The 19,820-nt window shown below is 28.5% G+C and carries 18 protein-coding genes; 16 read left to right on the forward strand and 2 right to left on the reverse strand.

Features of this window, described 5'->3' with window-relative positions; all coding sequences use genetic code 11:
* Positions 1-2: 2 nt before the first annotated feature.
* Both ACZ451_RS16500 and ACZ451_RS16505 read right to left on the reverse strand, forming a co-directional pair.
* A complete protein-coding gene (locus tag ACZ451_RS16500) occupies positions 3-1,940 on the reverse strand; it encodes a polysaccharide biosynthesis protein (protein WP_464214397.1) in 1,938 nt (645 codons plus the stop codon).
* Positions 1,937-3,025 carry a DegT/DnrJ/EryC1/StrS family aminotransferase gene (locus ACZ451_RS16505; RefSeq protein WP_464216935.1) on the reverse strand — a complete coding sequence of 363 codons (1,089 nt, stop codon included), beginning with the start codon at positions 3,023-3,025 and terminating at the stop codon, positions 1,937-1,939. Before ACZ451_RS16505 ends, ACZ451_RS16500 begins: the two co-directional genes overlap by 4 nt.
* A gap of 296 nt (positions 3,026-3,321) precedes the next feature.
* Between ACZ451_RS16505 and ACZ451_RS16510 the strand changes: the two genes are divergently transcribed.
* The 16 genes from ACZ451_RS16510 to ACZ451_RS16585 all read left to right on the forward strand — a co-directional run bounded on the left by ACZ451_RS16510 (position 3,322) and on the right by ACZ451_RS16585 (position 19,789).
* Positions 3,322-4,347: an NAD-dependent epimerase gene (locus tag ACZ451_RS16510; protein WP_464214399.1), complete on the forward strand. Its 1,026-nt coding sequence runs from the start codon at positions 3,322-3,324 to the stop codon at positions 4,345-4,347.
* Positions 4,348-4,472: 125 nt separating this feature from the next.
* Positions 4,473-5,471 carry an SDR family oxidoreductase gene (locus tag ACZ451_RS16515; protein WP_464214401.1) on the forward strand — a complete coding sequence of 333 codons (999 nt, stop codon included), beginning with the start codon at positions 4,473-4,475 and terminating at the stop codon, positions 5,469-5,471.
* 7 nt (positions 5,472-5,478) lie between these two features.
* Entirely contained in the window at positions 5,479-6,009 is a 531-nt protein-coding gene (locus ACZ451_RS16520) for a UDP binding domain-containing protein (RefSeq protein ID WP_464214403.1), read from the forward strand.
* A 61-nt stretch (positions 6,010-6,070) separates the two neighbouring features.
* Positions 6,071-7,060 (forward strand): nitroreductase family protein, encoded by a 990-nt coding sequence (locus tag ACZ451_RS16525; RefSeq protein ID WP_464214405.1) that lies wholly within the window; start codon positions 6,071-6,073, stop codon positions 7,058-7,060.
* A 70-nt stretch (positions 7,061-7,130) separates the two neighbouring features.
* Positions 7,131-8,414, forward strand: coding sequence for a nucleotide sugar dehydrogenase (locus ACZ451_RS16530; RefSeq protein WP_464214407.1), 1,284 nt, complete (start codon positions 7,131-7,133; stop codon positions 8,412-8,414).
* Entirely contained in the window at positions 8,401-9,381 is a 981-nt protein-coding gene (locus ACZ451_RS16535; protein ID WP_464214409.1) for a glycosyltransferase, read from the forward strand. The genes ACZ451_RS16530 and ACZ451_RS16535 overlap by 14 nt, the downstream gene beginning before the upstream one ends.
* Positions 9,374-10,909: a lipopolysaccharide biosynthesis protein gene (locus tag ACZ451_RS16540; protein ID WP_464214411.1), complete on the forward strand. Its 1,536-nt coding sequence runs from the start codon at positions 9,374-9,376 to the stop codon at positions 10,907-10,909. The genes ACZ451_RS16535 and ACZ451_RS16540 overlap by 8 nt, the downstream gene beginning before the upstream one ends.
* Positions 10,906-11,541, forward strand: a complete 636-nt coding sequence (locus tag ACZ451_RS16545) for a CatB-related O-acetyltransferase (protein WP_464214413.1) — start codon at positions 10,906-10,908, stop codon at positions 11,539-11,541. The genes ACZ451_RS16540 and ACZ451_RS16545 overlap by 4 nt, the downstream gene beginning before the upstream one ends.
* On the forward strand, positions 11,531-12,703 hold the full coding sequence (locus tag ACZ451_RS16550) for a glycosyltransferase (protein ID WP_464214415.1): 1,173 nt from the start codon (positions 11,531-11,533) through the stop codon (positions 12,701-12,703). The genes ACZ451_RS16545 and ACZ451_RS16550 overlap by 11 nt, the downstream gene beginning before the upstream one ends.
* A gap of 24 nt (positions 12,704-12,727) precedes the next feature.
* Positions 12,728-13,837, forward strand: coding sequence for a polysaccharide pyruvyl transferase family protein (locus tag ACZ451_RS16555; protein ID WP_464214417.1), 1,110 nt, complete (start codon positions 12,728-12,730; stop codon positions 13,835-13,837).
* 1 nt (position 13,838) lies between these two features.
* Entirely contained in the window at positions 13,839-14,945 is a 1,107-nt protein-coding gene (locus tag ACZ451_RS16560; RefSeq protein WP_464214419.1) for a glycosyltransferase family 4 protein, read from the forward strand.
* Entirely contained in the window at positions 14,942-16,063 is a 1,122-nt protein-coding gene (locus ACZ451_RS16565) for a glycosyltransferase family 4 protein (protein WP_464214421.1), read from the forward strand. Before ACZ451_RS16560 ends, ACZ451_RS16565 begins: the two co-directional genes overlap by 4 nt.
* A gap of 2 nt (positions 16,064-16,065) precedes the next feature.
* Positions 16,066-16,641 carry an LbetaH domain-containing protein gene (locus ACZ451_RS16570; RefSeq protein WP_464214423.1) on the forward strand — a complete coding sequence of 192 codons (576 nt, stop codon included), beginning with the start codon at positions 16,066-16,068 and terminating at the stop codon, positions 16,639-16,641.
* Position 16,642: 1 nt separating this feature from the next.
* Positions 16,643-17,734: an EpsG family protein gene (locus tag ACZ451_RS16575; RefSeq protein ID WP_464214425.1), complete on the forward strand. Its 1,092-nt coding sequence runs from the start codon at positions 16,643-16,645 to the stop codon at positions 17,732-17,734.
* Positions 17,735-17,736: 2 nt separating this feature from the next.
* Complete coding sequence (locus tag ACZ451_RS16580) at positions 17,737-18,633, forward strand: glycosyltransferase family 2 protein (protein WP_464214427.1); 897 nt, start codon at positions 17,737-17,739, stop codon at positions 18,631-18,633.
* Entirely contained in the window at positions 18,626-19,789 is a 1,164-nt protein-coding gene (locus ACZ451_RS16585; RefSeq protein WP_464214429.1) for a glycosyltransferase family 1 protein, read from the forward strand. Before ACZ451_RS16580 ends, ACZ451_RS16585 begins: the two co-directional genes overlap by 8 nt.
* The last annotated feature ends 31 nt before the right edge of the window (positions 19,790-19,820 follow it).

A 19,820-nucleotide genomic window follows, 5' to 3' on the forward strand; every position in this document is an offset into this window, starting at 1 on the left:
TTTTAGGGCAGTAAAGCCTTGTTCTCAATATTTGTAGAATTATCTAAACTTTTGTTTTTATCATCTAGCTTAGAAAGTTCTGAATTTTTGGATATATATTCTGGTACTATTTGCTTTATCAAACGCACTGTATCACCATCAAAAAACATATTAGTAACACATAACTCATCAATATTAGCTCTAACATTAGCATAATCTAACTCCCTTATTTTACTTATCATTATTTTCTTATGATATGTTGGTAAGGTATTTTCTCCATTTGCTAATAATTCCTCATATAACTTTTCTCCAGGTCTCATACCTGTAACTTTTATATCTATGTCTTCTGGATATTTTAAACCTGACAATTTTATCATGTTCTTTGCTAAATCAAAGATCTTAACAGATTCTCCCATATCAAAAATAAAAATTTCTCCTCCATCTCCCATTGCTCCTGCTTCCAACACTAATTGAGAAGCTTCGGGTATTGTCATAAAAAATCGAGTAACATCCTTATGTGTTACTGTTAAAGGCCCCCCTTTTTCTATTTGTTTTTTAAATAATGGTATAACTGAACCATTTGACCCAAGAACATTACCAAAACGCGTAGTAATAAATTTAGTTTTGCCTTGTTGTTGCATACAACTTATATACATCTCTGCAATACGTTTAGTAGCTCCCATTACGTTTGTAGGATTAACTGCTTTATCTGTAGAAACAAATACAAATTTGTCTACATTATATTGTATAGAAAGATCTGCAAGTGTTTTTGTTCCTGCAACATTTATTTTAATTGCTTCATAAGAATTATATTCCATTAATGGAACATGCTTATATGCAGCAGCATGAAAAACAATATCTGGCTGATATTCTTGAAAAAAATTGTTCATTCTATTCTTATCTCTAATATCAGATACAATAGGAATAAAATTATGAAAACCATTTTGTTTTAATTCTTGTTGCAAATCGTATAGTGCAGACTCTGCTTGATCAATAATAATTAAAGACTTATACTTATAGGTGCAAATCTGTCTTACTATTTCGCTTCCTATTGATCCTGCTCCACCAGAAACTAAAACTACTTTATCTTCTAATTCTTTATAAATTTTAGAATTTTTTATAGTAATTGGCGCCCTGTCTAATAGATCTTCTATTTGTACCTTCTTTATTTGAGAAGCATTCAATTCTCCATTAATCCAGTCTTCTACTGGAGGTACAATTTTCACCAAAACTGGGTAATCAACAAAATCTTCAACAAGTTTACGTAATTTATTATGGTCAATATTTTGGATCGAAAAAATAACCTCCGAAATATCTTTTTTTAATATAAAACTTTCAGTGAGAACATCTTTATCAAATACTTTAACACCATTAATTTGTTTCCCAACTTTTTGACGGTTGTTATCTATATAACCTACAACCTTTATATTACTTTTAGAATGGCTTGTAATAGCATTATGTGTTAATATACCAGATTCTCCAGCACCATAAATAAGTACATTTTTAGTTGCCTTAAAAGTGTTTATAAGATTATAATACAATCCTTTAAAAACGTACCTAGAAGCCGTTAAAGAAACAAAACTAACTAAACTATGAATGATTATTATAGATAGTGGTATGGTAAAGTCATCAAGGAAATTAAATTGTCTATTACTAATAATTGCAAAAATAGTGATGATACTAGACAAACAAATGGCATTAAATATATTATATACATCTCTTACCCCTGTATGCCGTACTACTCCTTTATAAGAACCTGTAATGATAAATGCTACAAGAGCTATACCTATTACAAAAATAAGTTGTAACGGCAATCTATATATATCAAAATTCAAGGTTAAATTAAATAAGATAAAATAGGATAACATAAAAGAAACTCCTACAATAACTAAATCTATAAGTAGAACTAACCATTTAGATGCGTATTTAAAAAGCGTATTGTTTAGGTAATTCTGTATCATAATATTGATTCTTTGATAGTATACACTATTCGTTCTAAATCTTCTTCTCTTAAATCAGACCCACTGGGTAAACACAAACCTCTGTTAAATAAATCCTCAGAAATACCATTTACATATTTTGGAGCATCTTTAAATACTGGTTGTAAGTGCATTGGTTTCCATAATGGCCTAGATTCTATATTTTCTTTTAAAAGTGCTCGTCTTATTTTTTCTCTTATTTCAAAAGAAGGCGTTAGGATACAAGTTAACCATCTATTAGAAAAATATTTTTTTGGTTCTTCTAAAAACTCAATAGATGTATTTGCATTTAAATGGGTATAGTAATAAAAATAATTTTGCCTCCTCGCCTTAACTCTATCATCAATAACTTCAATCTGTCCACGTCCTATGCCAGCTAACACATTACTCATTCTATAATTATAGTCTATACTAGAATGTTGGTAGTGTGGCGCATCATCTCTTGCTTGTGTTGCTAAAAAAACAGCCTTTTGCTTAATGTTAATATCTTCTGTTAACAAAGCTCCACCACCAGAAGTAGTAATAATTTTATTCCCATTAAATGATAAAATACCAATATCTCCAAAACTACTACATTTTTCTCCGTTATACGTACTTCCTAAAGCTTCTGCACTATCTTCTATAACTGGGATATTATACTTTTTTGATATTTCTTGGATGACATCTACTTTATAGGGCATTCCGTATAAATGCACTGCAATAATGGCCTTTGGCTTTTTACCTTTAGAAATTCGCTCTTTAATTGCTGATTCTAGGAGCACTGGATCTATATTCCAAGTATCTCTTTCACTATCAATAAAAATTGGAGTAGCCCCAAGATACATAATAGGGTTAGCGGAAGCAGAAAAAGTAAAACTTTGGCATAATACTTCGTCGTCTTTAGAAACCCCTAATAATTCTAATGCCAAGTGTATTGCCGCAGTACCAGAACTTAATGCTGCTACATGAATCTTGTTACTGATATAACTTTCGATGTCTTTTTCAAACTGATTTACATTAGGCCCTAACGGAGCTATCCAATTTGTATCAAAAGCTTCTTTTACATAAAGTTGTTCATTCCCTCCCATGTGTGGAGAAGAAAGCCAAATTTTTTGATGTATTTTAGTATTCAAATGGTTAAATTTTAATGTAAAAATATTTAAGGGGATTTTAACATGGTAAATTTACTTTTAAATTTTAATAAGAGAGGGCTGCAAATAAAATAATTCGGTAAATGCTTTAAAAAATCGGTTAATTACTTTAAACCATACCTCTTATCGTATTTTTCATGAGATACTTCTATGATTTATTTTTTAATATAGAAGTACGTTACAAGAAAAGAATTATTGTATACTTTTGTTTAAGATAGTCATTATTTTTAAAAATGAAAGTATTAGTAACAGGTGTAGCAGGATTTATTGGTTTTTATACTGCTAAAAAATTAGCAGAAAATGGACATAAAGTAGTAGGCTTAGATAATATTAATGATTATTATGATGTTAAATTAAAAATAGATAGATTATCTGCGCTTGGGATAAAAAAAGAAAATTGTGAACAGTATAATACAATAACTACAAGTTATACTTTAAACAATTTTAGCTTTATTAGAATGCATTTAGAAGATAGAGAAAGTCTACCAAAGCTATTTAAAGAACACTCCTTTGATGTTGTCTGTAATCTAGCCGCACAAGCCGGAGTTAGGTACAGTATAGAAAATCCTAAAGCATATATTGATAGTAATATTGTTGGTTTTTTAAATGTCTTAGAATGTTGTAAAAATAATGCTATTAAACACTTAGTGTATGCCAGTAGCTCTAGTGTATATGGGTTAAACAAAAAAGTGCCTTTTGAAACTACAGATAATGTAGACCACCCCATCAGTATTTATGCAGCTACTAAAAAAAGTAATGAATTAATGGCTTACACATACAGTCATTTATATAATTTCTCTACTACTGGGCTACGTTTTTTTACGGTTTATGGCCCATGGGGCAGACCAGATATGGCGATGTTTCTGTTTACAGATGCAATTATGAAAGGAAAACCAATAAAGGTTTTTAATAATGGTGAAATGGAGCGTGACTTTACATATATAGATGATATTACTGAAGGTGTGGTTAAGATAATTGAAAATACGATTAACGAAAAAACTTCCCCAAATGAAAAGTATAATATATTTAATATTGGAAATAACAAATCTGTAAAATTATTAGACTTTATCACTACAATAGAAAAAAAACTAGGTATAAAAGCTAAAAAAGAAATGTTACCAATGCAACCAGGTGATGTCAAAAAAACTTGGGCAAATGTTACCCCCTTAATTGAAACATATCATTACTCTCCTAACACCCCCATTGAAATTGGAGTTGAGAAGTTTATAAAATGGTACAAATTATATTATAAGGTTTAATAATTTTAATTAAAAACCAGAAATACAAGATTATAGTTAATTCAACGATATTATACTGTATTTAATATAAAATAGCACCTAATTTTAATTTGTTTTCCACATCTTTACACTCGAAAATTTAAAGAATGAATATCAACACACTTAATTTAAACAAGAATTATCACATTTTAGTTACTGGAGGTGCCGGGTTTATTGGCTCTAACCTATGTGAAGCGTTAATAAATAACGGAAATAAAATAACTTGTTTAGACAATTTTGCTACAGGACATAGAAATAATATTAAGCATTTATTATCTAACCCAAATTTTACTCTTATCGAGGGTGATATAAGGAATATTACAGATTGTAATGAAGCGTGTAAAAATGTAGATTATGTATTACATGAAGCTGCTTTAGGTTCTGTACCGAGATCCATAAATGATCCTATAACAAGTAATGATGTAAATGTTTCTGGTTTTTTAAATATGCTTACCGCTGCAAGAGATGCTGGTGTAAAACGTTTTATATATGCTGCTAGTTCATCTACATATGGTGATTCTAAAAATATGCCGAAAGTAGAAGACATTATTGGAAAACCATTATCGCCTTATGCTATTACAAAATATGTTAATGAATTATATGCTGATATTTTTAGTAAAACCTATGGTCTAGAGACAATAGGCCTACGTTATTTTAATGTTTTTGGAAGAAAGCAAGATCCAAATGGTGCTTATGCCGCGGTTATCCCGAAATTTGTAATGCAGTTGATGAAGTATAAATCACCGGTTATTAATGGTGATGGATCTTTCTCGAGAGATTTCACCTATATTGATAATGTAATTGAAATGAATGTAAGAGCAATAGTATCGGAAAATAAAGATGCTATTAATACTGTATATAATACCGCATATGGGGAGCGTACTGATTTAAATGAGTTAATAGCGTTGTTAAAAGAGTACTTAGGTAATTTTGATCCAAAGATTGCAGATATAAAAATTATTTATGGCCCACAACGTCAAGGGGATGTGCCACATTCTTTAGCTTCTATAGAAAAAGCTAAAAAACAATTAAACTATGATCCACAATACGATATTAAAAAAGGATTAAAAGAAGCTGTAAACTGGTATTGGAAAAATTTAATTTAATAATTTAATGAAATTAACACTTATTGGTGCAGGTTATATAAGCCTAGTAGGTGGTAGCTGTTTTGGAGAAATGGGAAATACTGTGACCTGTATTAATATAGACCAAAAAAAAATAAAAAACCTTAACAAAGGAATAGTTCCAATATATGAGTCTGGTCTAAAAACTGTTGTTCAGCGCAAAATTAATAATAAAACACTTTTTTTTAGTACTAGTTTAAAAGATAACATTGCAAACTGTGACATTGCATTTATAGCTGGTACCCATGATATGTGCAAAGCTCCGTCAAATTATATTGTTAAAGAATCGACACAAAAAGGAGCTAAAATTAGGGCATATGATCCCAAAGCAATAAACGAAGTGCAAGAATTCTACTTAAAATGGAATAAGAATGTCACTTATTACAATACCAAATATAATGTCATCAAAGGCACCTATACAATGTTTTTATTAGCAGAATGGAAAGAATTTAAAGCTTCAGATTTCTCTGAACTAAAAAAATCTTTACATGCACCAGTAGTTTTTGACGGTTGCAATTAATATAATGAAAAACAATTACAAAAATTGGATTTTGAATACAATCAAATAGAGAAAAAATAAAATGAGTTTAACAAGCAGAATAACAGCAAAAATACATGCACTAATCTTTTGGCAAACCTCTCTTGGTGATGTAGCAAATAAAATATATGATCTTAAAATATTTTATAAATATTCATTTCGAAAAAATAAATCTAAGAGTAAAGAAAGTGATAGAGCATTTTTAACAAAGCAATATCATATTATTGAAAAAGGCCTAGCATTACCTGATCCCCGTTTAGGTTTTGGACAAGAAAAAATAAATATTCTTATGAACAGGAGTAAAAAGTATGTTTCTGATTTTGGAGAAGATGAGTTAATCTACACCATAAAAAACTGTTTGTCTGAATACATAACATTTAATAAAAAAAATGAATTTGATATGAATACACCTTTTTTTGAATCGATCCAGGAATTCATTAAAGGAAATAACTCTAAAAATATTGGAGGCACAAAAATCATATCAAAAGAAGAATTAAAAAAAATTACTGATATTCCCTTTGAAACATTTGTAAAAAGTCGTTTTTCGGTTAGAGATTTCGATAATACTGAAGTGGATGTAGAGACCATTAAAAAAGTAATCGATATTGCTAAATATGCTCCATCTGTATGTAACAGACAAGCGTGGTCTGCTCATATTTACACACAAAAAAAACAAATTCTAAATTTATTAAAATTACAAGGAGGCAATAATGGTTTTACAAATAGTATTAATAAATTAATTGTTGTAACAACCAATACAAAAGCATTTACTACGTTAGAAAGTAACCAAGTTTATGTAGATGGCGGACTTTTTTCCATGAATATAGTGCTTTCTTTACATAACAATGGTATTGGAGCATGTTGCTTAAATACTTGTTTTCCATACACCACTGAAAAGAAAGTAAAAAAAGAAGGGAAAATAAAAGAAAATGAAAAATTAATAATGATGATAGGAATTGGTCATCTAAAAGATGATTATAAAGTAGCTTTATCAAAAAAGAAAGAGCTTTCAGAAATTATTACTATTCATTAAATTAAACCAAAAAACTATAAATAAGTAATTTAAGATTATTTAAATTTCAATATTGCTAAATAAAAAACAAATGAATTCAGACAAAATTGCAATTATTGGGTTAGGATATGTAGGATTACCCTTAGCCCGATTATTCGCTACTAAATACTCCGTTGTTGGTTTTGATATAAATGAAGAACGTGTAAAGGAATTACAAGATGGTATAGATAGCACATTAGAAGTTTCTGATGCTGTGTTGCAATCTGTACTAAAAGATTCAGGAGATCATAATAATGGACTATATTGTACTAATAACATCAATGCAATTAAAGATTGTAATTATTATATTATAACTGTACCCACGCCTGTAGATAAAAATAATAGACCCGTTTTAACCCCCTTATATAAAGCTAGCGAAACTGTAGGCAATGTTTTAAAAAAAGGAGATATTGTAGTATATGAATCTACTGTATATCCTGGTGCTACAGAAGAAGAATGTATCCCCGTATTAGAAAAAATTAGTGGTTTAAAATTTAATACAGATTTTTATGCTGGATATTCTCCAGAACGCATAAATCCAGGAGATAAAGAACATACCGTTGAAAAAATATTAAAGGTTACTTCTGGTTCTACTCCAGATATTGGTAAGAAGATAGACTCCTTATATAAATCAGTTATTACAGCTGGTACTCACCTTGCTCCTACTATTAAAGTTGCAGAGGCAGCAAAAGTTATAGAAAACTCGCAAAGAGATATCAATATAGCATTTGTAAACGAACTCGCAAAAATATTTAATCTCATGGATATTGACACACATGATGTATTAGAAGCTGCTGGAACTAAATGGAATTTTCTAAATTTTAAACCTGGACTTGTAGGTGGGCATTGTATAGGTGTAGATCCATATTATTTAGCGCAACGTGCACAAGAATTTGGTTATCATTCGGAAATTATTTTAGCAGGAAGACGATTGAATGATAGTATGGGAACTTATGTAGGCTCAGAAATCATAAAATTAATGGTTCAAAAAGACATTAAAATTAAAAATGCTAAAGTTTTAGTTTTAGGTATTACATTTAAAGAAAATTGTCCTGATGTTAGAAATACAAGAGCTGTTGACGTTATCCATAGCTTAAAAGATTTTGGCACAAATGTAAGTGTTTACGACCCTTGGGCTAATCCAGATGAAGTAAAACATGAATATAATTTAATAACTACAAAAGAACTTCCAAAAGAAAAATATGATGCAGTAATTTTAACTGTAGCACATAAAGAATTTTTAACATTAGACTTTGACTCTTTATTAATTCCTAATGGTATTTTTTACGATGTTAAAGGTATTATTGATAAAAAAAAGGTAGATGGACGCCTATAAAAATGATAAAACCAAGTTCCCTTTAGTTAGCGTTATTGTTCCTGTTTACAATGTTGAACTATACTTAAAAAGATGTGTTGATAGCATACTAAACCAATCCTATCAGAATTTAGAATTAATTCTAGTGAATGATGGATCAAAAGACAATAGTGGAAATTTATGTGACGAATTTTCAAAAAAAGAAGCAAAAATAAAAGTATACCATCAGGAAAATCTAGGGCTAAGTTCTGCTAGAAACAAAGGCCTAGAACTAGCTTCTGGCGCTTATATTTCTTTTGTAGATAGCGATGATTGGATAAAAAGTGATATGCTTGAAAAAATGATAGATTTTGGTTTAAATAATCATTTAGAAATTATTGAATGTGATAGCGTAAAATCAACTGATGATTTAATTCAAGAAATATCATCAGAAAAAAAAATAGAACCCGTAACTGATGCATATCATAGGATTATTAAAGAAAGAACATTTTCTGTTTGGAGAAGAATTTATAAGTCTACAGTTCTTAAAGATTTAAATTTTATTTCTGGTAAGGTATATGAAGATGTACCTTTTACAATGAGCGTTTTAAAAAAAGTAACGCAAATTGGGTATATCAATGAAGCTTTCTATATCTATTTTGTTGAAAACAATAGTATTACAAGGAGTAATTTTAGTTTAAAAAAATTAAACTCAATTGATTGCATAGTTTCCATTAATAAATATAAAACTTTATTTAATCCAGAAACAGTCATAATTGCTAATGATTTAATTTTAAATTTTTTAACCAACTCTTATAATTCATTGTTCGAGTTTTCCAAATTAGATAAAGAGTTAAAGTATAGAAAAAAAATACGTCAATTAATCAAAGAAAATTATAACAATGCTAACCGTAAAGTAAAATATCTTCTAATCATTTATACGCCCATATATCTTTATAAAGTTTTGCTCAAAATAACTCTTTTTTTAACAAAGAATAAAAATGTCTAGAGTAAAAAAAATTATACAGAATGCCAAGGTTAGCACTTTTTTTTATTTTGTAGGTGTACCTATTTACTTTTTTTCAAGAAAGATATTTTTAAATTTTCTAGGAGATGAATTTGTAGGTATTACTAGTACTTTACAAGGTTTTTTAGGTTTTTTAAATATTGCTGAATTAGGAATAGGAACAGCAATAGGCTATGCTATATATAAACCTCTATTTAAAAATGATCATGTAGAGATTAATAATATCATTAATTTAATTGGTTATTTATATAAGAAGATAGGAACCATAGTTTTAGTCTGCGGTATTATCCTCTCATTTTTTTTTCCATTAATATTTAGCTCATCCACTATATCGTTAAGTATTATATATTTTCTATTTTATTCTTATCTATGCTCTGCATTATTAAGTTACTTCTACAATTTTAACTTACTACTACTACAAGCAGATCAAAAAGGATATATCGTTACAAAACACTTTCAAACCATAAACTTGTTAAAAGTGGTTTTTCAAAGTTTAGTAGCGTATTATTTTAAAAGTTATGTATTGTGGATTTCATTAGACATTTTCTTTTCTATAATTTTTAATCTTATTATCAGAAAAAAAATGAAAAGCGAATATCCATGGTTAATTACTCATAAGAGTAAAGAACTAATTCGTCAATACAGCCATATTATTTCTAAAATAAAACGAATTTCTGTTCATAAGCTAAGTACTTTTATTTTAACAGGTACTGATCAAATACTCATTTTTTCTTTTGTAAGTTTAGAAAGTGTTGCCATATATGGAAATTATATCTTAATAAAATCTAATTTTGCGGGACTCTTAAACAACTTTTTCTCTGGCATTGGAGCAGGTGTAGGAAATTTAGTGGCTGAAAATAACAAAGTGCAAATTAATAGTGTTTTTTGGCAAATGATGAACTTAAGGTTTTATATTGCTGGATTTACTTTTATTGTATTATTTAACACTATTGATCCTTTCATAACGATGTGGCTTGGAAGTCAATATGTTTTAGAAGGTTCGGTTTTAATATTAATTCTTACCAATTTATTTATCAATCAAATAAGAGCAACTGTAGATAGCTTTATACAAGCATATGGCTTATATGAAGATACTTGGGCTCCTATAACCGAAAGCACACTTAATTTAGGAATATCATTGATACTAGGCTATTATTGGGGTATTGCGGGAATAATGTTAGGTACTATGATAAGCTTATCAGCAATAGTGTTGCTCTGGAAACCTTATTATTTATTTACAAAAGGCTTCGAAGGCAAGGTATTGCAATATTGGGCAGGCTTCCTTAAACTCGTATTAATTTTTTGTATTACGTATTATTTAGTTACAAAAATAAAAGTAGTATTAGCATTAAATCATGGTGAATCTATTTTAGATTTTATAATTTTTTCTATTCAGATTTCGTTAATAACCTTAGTACTCTATGGCTTATTTTTATATGCCACAAATAGTGCTTATAGAATTGTGATGAAAAGAATCTATACGATATTAATTTCAATATTTAAAAAATGAGAAAAATAAGACATTTTTTATGGAGAATATTAGGTATTGATTACAACCAAACTTTAAAAATACACGATTATGTATTTCTTAAAAATGATAAATACACTTCAATAGGTGAAAAAACATACGATAATGGAGCATTAGTGTGGCGATGGACAGATGAAAAACTTATTATTGGAAAATACTGTAGTATTGCAAACAATGTACGTTTTATAGTTGATGAAGGTTTTCATAAAGCATCTTCCATCACCTCATTTCCGCTTGTTCAAAATATGTATCGGTTTGATAATAAATTACCAAGTGGAATTGATAAAGATCAATTTATAGCTAAAATTGAGCAACGCAAAGGAATAACTATCGGAAATGATGTTTGGATAGGAATGGGAGCCTATATAATGCCTGGTGTTAAAATAGGAAACGGTGTTACAGTAGCAGCAAACTCTGTAGTTACTAAAGACATTCCAGATTATTGTATTGTTGCAGGTAGCCCCGCAAAAGTCTTAAAGTTTAAGTATGATGAAGAAATTATAAAAAAGTTGAATGCTATAGCATGGTGGAATTGGAATAATGAAACAGTAAAAGAAAAAGTTGAAGATTTTTATTTAGACATTAATGATTTTATATTAAAATATGGAAAATAAAAAAGTAATGAAATCAATTGCTTTTATAATTGAATCTTTACACTGTGGTGGAGCAGAAAAAAGTCTTGTTGCACTATTAAACAGTGTAGATTTATCTCAATTTGATGTAGATATTTTATTAACAAAAAAAGGAGGAGAGTTTGAAAAGTTAGTTCCAAAAAACATCGCTATTAAAGGGATGAATTTATATGACAATCTAACTTTTTGGGATAGGCTTTATAATTCATTAAAACTTCAGTATTTAAGAAAAAGCAAGAAATATAAAAAATTTCACGTAGTCCAATTACATTGGAAAGCATATGGAACTAGTATGAAATCTATTGAAAAGCAATATGACATTGCAATTGCCTACAATCAAGGATTTCCCACCTATTTGGTGGCACATAAAATCAAAGCTAAAATAAAATATACTTGGCAAAATACTGACTATGAAAGGGCTGGTTATGATACTGATTTTGATTATCCTATATATCAAAAATATAATGACATTATATGTGTATCTAAGAAAGCTCAAACTTCTCTTTTAAGTGCCATGAAAAAATATAGTACTCCACTTAAAACTCAAATTATAAAGGATATTACAAATGAAGAAACGGTACATAAAATTAGTTTAGAGGAAATTCCTGAAAAGAAAATAAATGATGAAATTACAATAACTACAGTAGGTAGATTGGCAAAACCAAAAGGTTATGAATTGGCTGTTGAGTCCTGTAAGTTATTAATTGATAAAGGCTATAAAATTAAATGGTATGTGGTAGGAGAAGGTCCTGTCCGAAAAGAGATTGAGACTTTAATTCAAAAAAATAACATTGCATCTAATTTTATTTTGCTTGGCTTAAAAGAAAATCCTTATCCATATGTTAGAATGTGCGATATTTATGTGCAAACTTCTTTGTTTGAAGGTTTAGGACTATCAGTTATTGAAGCAGCCATTTTACATAAACCAATTGTTTCCACTAACTTTCCTAGTGTTTATAAAATTATTGAACATGAGAAAACTGGTTTAATTACCAATATGAATTCAGAAGACATAAGCAATCATATTATCCGTTTTATTGAAAACCCAGACTTAAGAGAGTTTGTTTCAACAAACTTAAAAAAAGTAAAAAATAATGATATGGAAAATTCTGTAAATGCCATAAATAAATTAATTCATTATTAATACTGAATCAAAAAAGCTAAATTGATGAATATAAAAACAATAACATGCCATGAAGTTTATAATTATGGCGCTAGCTTACAAGAATATGCACTACTAAAATATCTAGATCAACAAGGGCATACAGCTTCAACCATACATTACAAACCTCCATACCTAAGTAACCACTTTAAACTATGGATTGTATCTAACCCAACTTTTGACAAAAATATTATTTTAAGACTCATTTATTTAATTTTAAAACTTCCTAAAAGATTAATTAATCTTAAACGGAAGAAAGAATTTGATCTTTTTTCTCAAAAACATATAAAATCTACGCAAACATTATATCATAATAATACAGAACTAAAAAACAATGTTCCTGAAGCGGATGCCTATATATGTGGTAGTGATCAAATCTGGAATTCTTTTTTCGAAAATGGAAAAGATCCTGCTTTTTATCTCGATTTTGTTCCAGAAAACAAACTAAAAATATCTTATGCAGCTAGTTTTGCTATTGACCAATTAGAAGATAATATAAAGGAGTTTGTAAAAGAAAAAGTGACAAAAATAGACCATGTTTCTGTTAGAGAATCGTCTGGAAAAAAAATATTAGAAGACCTAAATATTCAAAATGTAACACAAGTTCTCGATCCCGTCTTTTTGCTGGATCCAGCTACTTGGTCTACTTTAGAAGATAACAGTAAAGAAAAAAGGAAATATATTTTCATTTATGATTTTGATTCCAATCCACTGATTAAAAAGATGGCTCAAAAATTAAAAAAAGATAACGGATGGGATATTATAACAGTTAACGAATTAATAAACTACGCTGATAAGAACTATTTCCTTAAAGGTCCTGATAAGTTTTTAACTTTAGTAAAAAACGCAGAATTTGTTATTTCTAATAGTTTTCATGCGGTAGCATTTTCAATTATTTTTCAAAAAGATTTTGTGGTCTTTAATAGAGATTATAAAATAAATACTAGAATGCGAGATTTATTAAACTCAATTGATTTAGGTCACTTATTAATTTTAGATGATTTAATGGTGAAAAATCATAAAATTAATAGCATAGATTTCCAAAAAACACAAGGAAAATTAGATCTATTAATAAAAACTTCTAAGCAATTTTTAAATAATGCTTTAAAAAATTGAAATGCCAAAATTACTATATATAACTAATCAAGTATGTGGACCTGGTGGCTTAGAACGTGTTTTATCTATAAAAGCTAGTTTTTTTGCCGAAAATTTAAATTATACTATTGATGTTTTAACATTAAATCAGGAAAAACAAGAACTATTTTATGATTTTAGTTCTAAAATTAATTATCATAACATCCAAGTTTATGGTAATCCAATTAGTTATATATATAGATACAAAAAAGAAATAAAAACAGTAATTAAATTAGTAGAACCAGATCTTATATGTGTTTGTGATGATGGTATTAAAGGCCTATTATTACCTATAATTATTGGAAAACCTTGTCCAATGATATATGAACGTCATGTGTCAAAAAATATAGAAATTAAGAATACATCATTTATTGAAAAAATAAAATCCAAAATAAAGTTTAAAATAATGGATTTTGGAGGTTCTTTTTATAATAAATTCATAGTGTTAACAGAAGGCAACACAAAAGAATGGTCATTAAAGAATATAGAAGTAATTCCAAATCCATTATCTTTTTTTCCAAAAGATACTGAAATAAGTACCTTAACGCGTAAAAGGGTATTGGCTGTTGGTAAACAAAGTTACCAAAAAGGCTATGATAGACTTTTAGAAAGTTGGAAAATAGTTATAAATGAATATCCAGACTGGGTATTAGATATTTATGGAACCTATAGTGAAAAAGAGGCTTTACCCTTGCTAGCTCAAAAATTGGGTATAGAAAAACAGGTGAATTTTTTTAAACCTATAAAAAATATTTCTGAAAAATATAAAGAAGCATCTATATATGTTATGTCTTCTAGATATGAAGGCTTTGGTATGGTATTAACAGAGGCGATGTCATATGGGGTTCCATGTGTTTCTTTTGATTGCCCTTATGGACCTTCAGATATTATAACACATAATGAAAATGGAATTTTGATACCAAATGATAATATAGAAGGTTTAGCAGATGGAATGTTAAGACTCATTAAAGATGAACGCCTACGCATGCAAATGGGATCTAATTCAAGAAAAGATATTCTACGATATCATATAGATAATATTTCAAAATTATGGATACAATTATTTCAAAAATTAACAACTAATAAATGAATATTGTTTTTTTTATAGATCAGGTTTATATGCATGGAGGTATTGAAAGAGTACTCTCCATTAAAGCTAATTATTTAGCAGATAAGCCTACGCATAAAATAACAATTGTCACTACTGAGCAGAAAGATAATAGTCCTTGTTATGATTTTAATTCAAAAATATATTTTAATGATTTAAATATTAACTATCATAGAGGCAAATCATATTTTCATCCTAAAAATTTAATTAAGCTACCTCAACACATACAAAAGACTAAAAAAATATTAAAAAAAATAAATCCAGATATTGTAGTTGTTTGTAGTCATAGTACAGACACTTACTTTATGCCATTCATTGTTAAAAAAATACCTAAAATAAAAGAGTTTCATTATTCAAAATCTATTGAAATTGAATCTCGTAAGAATCCTAAAAATGCATTAAAAAAATATTTTTTAAAATTTGCAGATTATGTAGAATCAAAATATCATAAACTTGTAGTTCTTAACCTAGATGAGCAAGAATATTATGAATCAAATAACACTGTGGTAATTCCAAATCCTCTTACATTTTTTCCAAAAAATAAAGCTACGCTTCAAAACAACATCGTTATTGCAGCAGGCAGAATTGCACCCGTAAAAGGTTTTGATTTACTGATTGATATTTGGAAAATTATTGAGCAATCAGCTAATGATTGGCAATTACATATCTATGGAGGTGGTGAACCAGAATATGTATCTACATTACAAGAAAAAATAAAAAAAGAAAAATTAGAGCATTCTATATTTTTAAAAGGACCTACAACTCATATAAAAGATAAAATGATAAATGCCTCCATATATGCAATGACATCTCATAATGAATGTTTTCCTTTAGTATTGTTAGAGGCTCAAGCTTGTGGCTTGCCTATTATATCTTTTGATTGCCCTCATGGTCCTAGAAATATCATATCTAATAAAAGTGGAAATCTTGTAACCTTATACGATACACAAAAATTTGCAACTACATTGCTGCAGATGTTTTCAGAACCCGAATTATTAAATAATATGAGTAATTCCGCAGTTGAAAATGCCAAAAAGTATACTGTAGAAATCATTATGAGTAAGTGGTTAGCATTATTTAAAGAGTTAAAAAATAATTAGATATGAGAACAATACTTTTAAATTTATATAAAATTCTGCTGATCCCACATCTAATCATCTATATGAAAAGTCAAAATAAAAATCAAATAGATCTAGATATAGCGCGTTGGGCGGAGGCAAAAAAAATTAATAAATCAAAAAATAGTTTACTTTTACATTTTCTGGCTAATTCTCCTGATTTCAGAACACTTTTTTATTTTAGAACTCGAAGTTTCATCAATCATTTACTAAACTTATATTGTAAAAAACAATCTAATTTTACTATAGATGTTACCACAAAAATTCAAGGTGGTGTTTTAACTGGACATCCCTATTGCACAATTTTAAACGCTGATTATATAGGTACAAACTTTTATGTAAATCACCTTGTAACTGTAGGCGAGGTAAACGGGAAAAGACCATATATAGGAGATAATGTTTCAATTTATACAGGTGCCATTGTAATAGGGGATATTAAAATAGGGAATAATGTACAAATTGGTGCTGGGGCTGTTGTTACTAAAAATATTCCAGAAAATTCTGTAGTTGTAGGCAATCCTGCAAGAATTATAAAACAAAACGGTATTAAAAAATTATAAGATGAATACATTAGTTCCGTTAGAAGATTATTACGCATTATACTTATATCTAAGTATGTTCTTAGTAATATTTACTATTTTCCACACCTTAATTCTAAAAATTGATTCTCCTAAAAATTTAATATTCATACAATTTACTGGTGCTTTCCTTTGTGTTTTTTCTATTTTATATATGGGTCAGCGCCCAATAAGTGGTGTCTATTTTGGGGATACTGCTAATTATAACAAAGCATATATTGCCTATCAATTTGGGGCACCATTAAATCCAAATTCAAGTGATGTTGGTTGGGAACTATTTATGAAGTTTTCTTCACAAATAATGTCTGTACATACATTTTTTACCATTTGTGTTTTTTTATATATCTATCCAATGTATAGAATATCGAAAGAATATTTTAAACAATATTGGTATTATGCATTCTTAATGTTTATGGTTTCATTTTCTTTTTGGACTTATGGCGTAAATGGTGTTCGTAATGGTGTTGCAGGGTCCTTATTTTTATGGGGTATTTGTTACCAACGTAAAAAAATAATTATGGCACTATTTTTTTTACTTGCCATTCAATTCCATAAGACTTTACTACTACCCATTTTTGCTTACATAGCCACTTTTTTCTATAACAAACCAAAAAAATACCTTATCGGTTGGGTATCCGCTATTCCACTTTCATTAGTTGCCGGTGGACTTTGGGTTACATTATTCACCAGTTTAGGTTTTGGAGATGAAAGATTATCTGGTTATTTAACAGGAGAAGCCCAAGCAAATACTGGTTTTCGTTGGGATTTCTTATTTCATAGTGCTTTTGCTGTCTTTGCAGGTTGGTATTTTATTGTTAGAAGAAAATATGAAGATAAAATTTATTTTCAATTATTTAATACTTACCTCATTTGTAATGGCTTTTGGGTTTTAGTGATTAGAGCCAATTATTCTAATAGATTTGCTTATTTATCGTGGTTTATGATGGCTATTGTTATTATTTATCCAATGTTAAAACAACGTTTCTTTAAAAACCATCATTTAATGATTGGTAAAATTATTTTAGCCTATTTTGCCTTTACTTTTTTAATGTATAAACTTTACTACCAACAATAATTATGAATACAAAAACCATTACCGTTTTTACGCCAACATATAACCGAGCATATTGCTTAGACCAATGTTATGATAGTCTGGTTAGGCAAACTAATAAAGATTTTGTTTGGTTAATTATAGATGATGGTTCTACAGATAATACAAAAGAAGTTGTAGATTCTTGGATTAATGAATCTAAAATCGACATTCAATACCATTATCAAGAAAACCTAGGAATGCATGGTGGTCATAATGCTGCATACCGGTTAATAGAAACAGAATTAAACGTATGTATTGATAGTGATGATTTTATGCCTGATAATGCTATTGAAAAGATTCTGGAAAATTGGTTAAAAATTAAAGATGAGCCGCAATATGCAGGTTTTATAGGTTTGGATGCTGATAAAAAAGGGAACATTATTGGAACTAAAATCCCAGAGCATATCAAAAAAACAACTTTAATAGATCTTTATCAGGTACACGGAATACATGGTGATAAAAAATTAGTGTATAGAACTGAAGTAGTAAAAAAATACCCTCCCTACCCTATTTTTAAAGAAGAACGTTTTGTTCCACTTGGTTATTTATATCAACAGATAGATCAGGATTATTTTTTATTTCCTGTGAATGAAGTATTCTGTATTGTGGAATATATGCAAGATGGTTCTAGCTTAAATATGCTAAAACAGTATCGTAGACATCCTAAAGGCTTTGCATTCTCGCGACGAGTAGAAATGAAATATGCAAAAACATTTAAAGAACGATTTAAAAAAATTATACATTATGTATCCAGCAGTTTTTTATCAAAAAATTGGAGTTTTATTAAGGAATCCCCTAAAAAAGTTTTAACAGTGTTAGCAATCCCTTTTGGTTTGGCATTATATATCTATATACGATTAAAAACTAAAAAAAATGCTTGAGAAACAAAATAACTCAAAACCAATACGAATACTTCAAGTGTTAACCATTATGAATCGGGGTGGTGCTGAAACAATGGTAATGAATTATTATCGAAATGTAGACACTACAAAGGTTCAATTTGATTTTCTGCTGCATAGACAAGAAAAAGGAGTTTTTGATGATGAAATTGAAAGCTTAGGCGGTAAAATATATCGTTTATCTAGTATCAATTTCAAAAATTTATCAAAGTATAAAAAAGAGTTAGATTATTTTTTTAAAAATAATCATTACGATATTATTCATTCTCATCTAAATGCTCTAAGTATTTTTGTTTTACAGGCTGCTAAAAACAATAATATTCCTGTACGAATAGCGCATAGTCATACCAGTTTATACCGAGTAAATCTAAACCCTTTTTCTAAAAATAGACATAGTCTAGATTTTATTTTTAAGTTTTTTGCTCAAAATTTTTTTAAACTAAAAATAAAAAAATATGCTAATCATTATTTTGCTTGTGGTTTAAAGGCTGGTAAATGGTTATTTGGAACTAAAGTAAATTTTACTATTATTAATAATGCCATAGATGCAAGTAAATTTAGTTATAATGAGAAAATAGCTTTGAGCATTAAAAAAGAACTTGGTATAGAAGGAAAAAAGGTAATTGGCCATGTTGGTAATTTTGTTCCTGAAAAAAATCATCCCTTTTTAATAGATGTTTTTAAAGCATTTAAAAAGATACAAGATGATACCGTATTGCTTCTAGTAGGTGGAGGTAACATAAGCCCTATTCAAAATTTAGCGATTCAAATGAATATTGCTGATGATGTACATTTTTTAGGAGTTAGAAATGATGTAATTGATTTGTTACAAGCTATTGATCTATTTGTATTCCCTTCAACCAACGAAGGTTTGCCTGTAACACTCATTGAAGCGCAAGCAGCAGGATTAAAAATAATAGCATCGGATGAAATATCGCAAGAATTGAAAATAACAGATTTAATACATTTTATATCACTAAAAGAAACTACTGAGCTTTGGGCTAAAAAAATCTTAAATGAACTCTATTATGATAGAGAGAACACAAACGAAATGATCATTAAAGGAGGTTATGATATTAAAAGTAATGCGAAATTACTTCAAGAATTTTATATCTCAGAATTACAAAAAAATCCATAAAATAAATTCATAATTTCTCATAATGAAAAAC

Source organism: Allocellulophaga tsushimaensis (assembly GCF_055383085.1).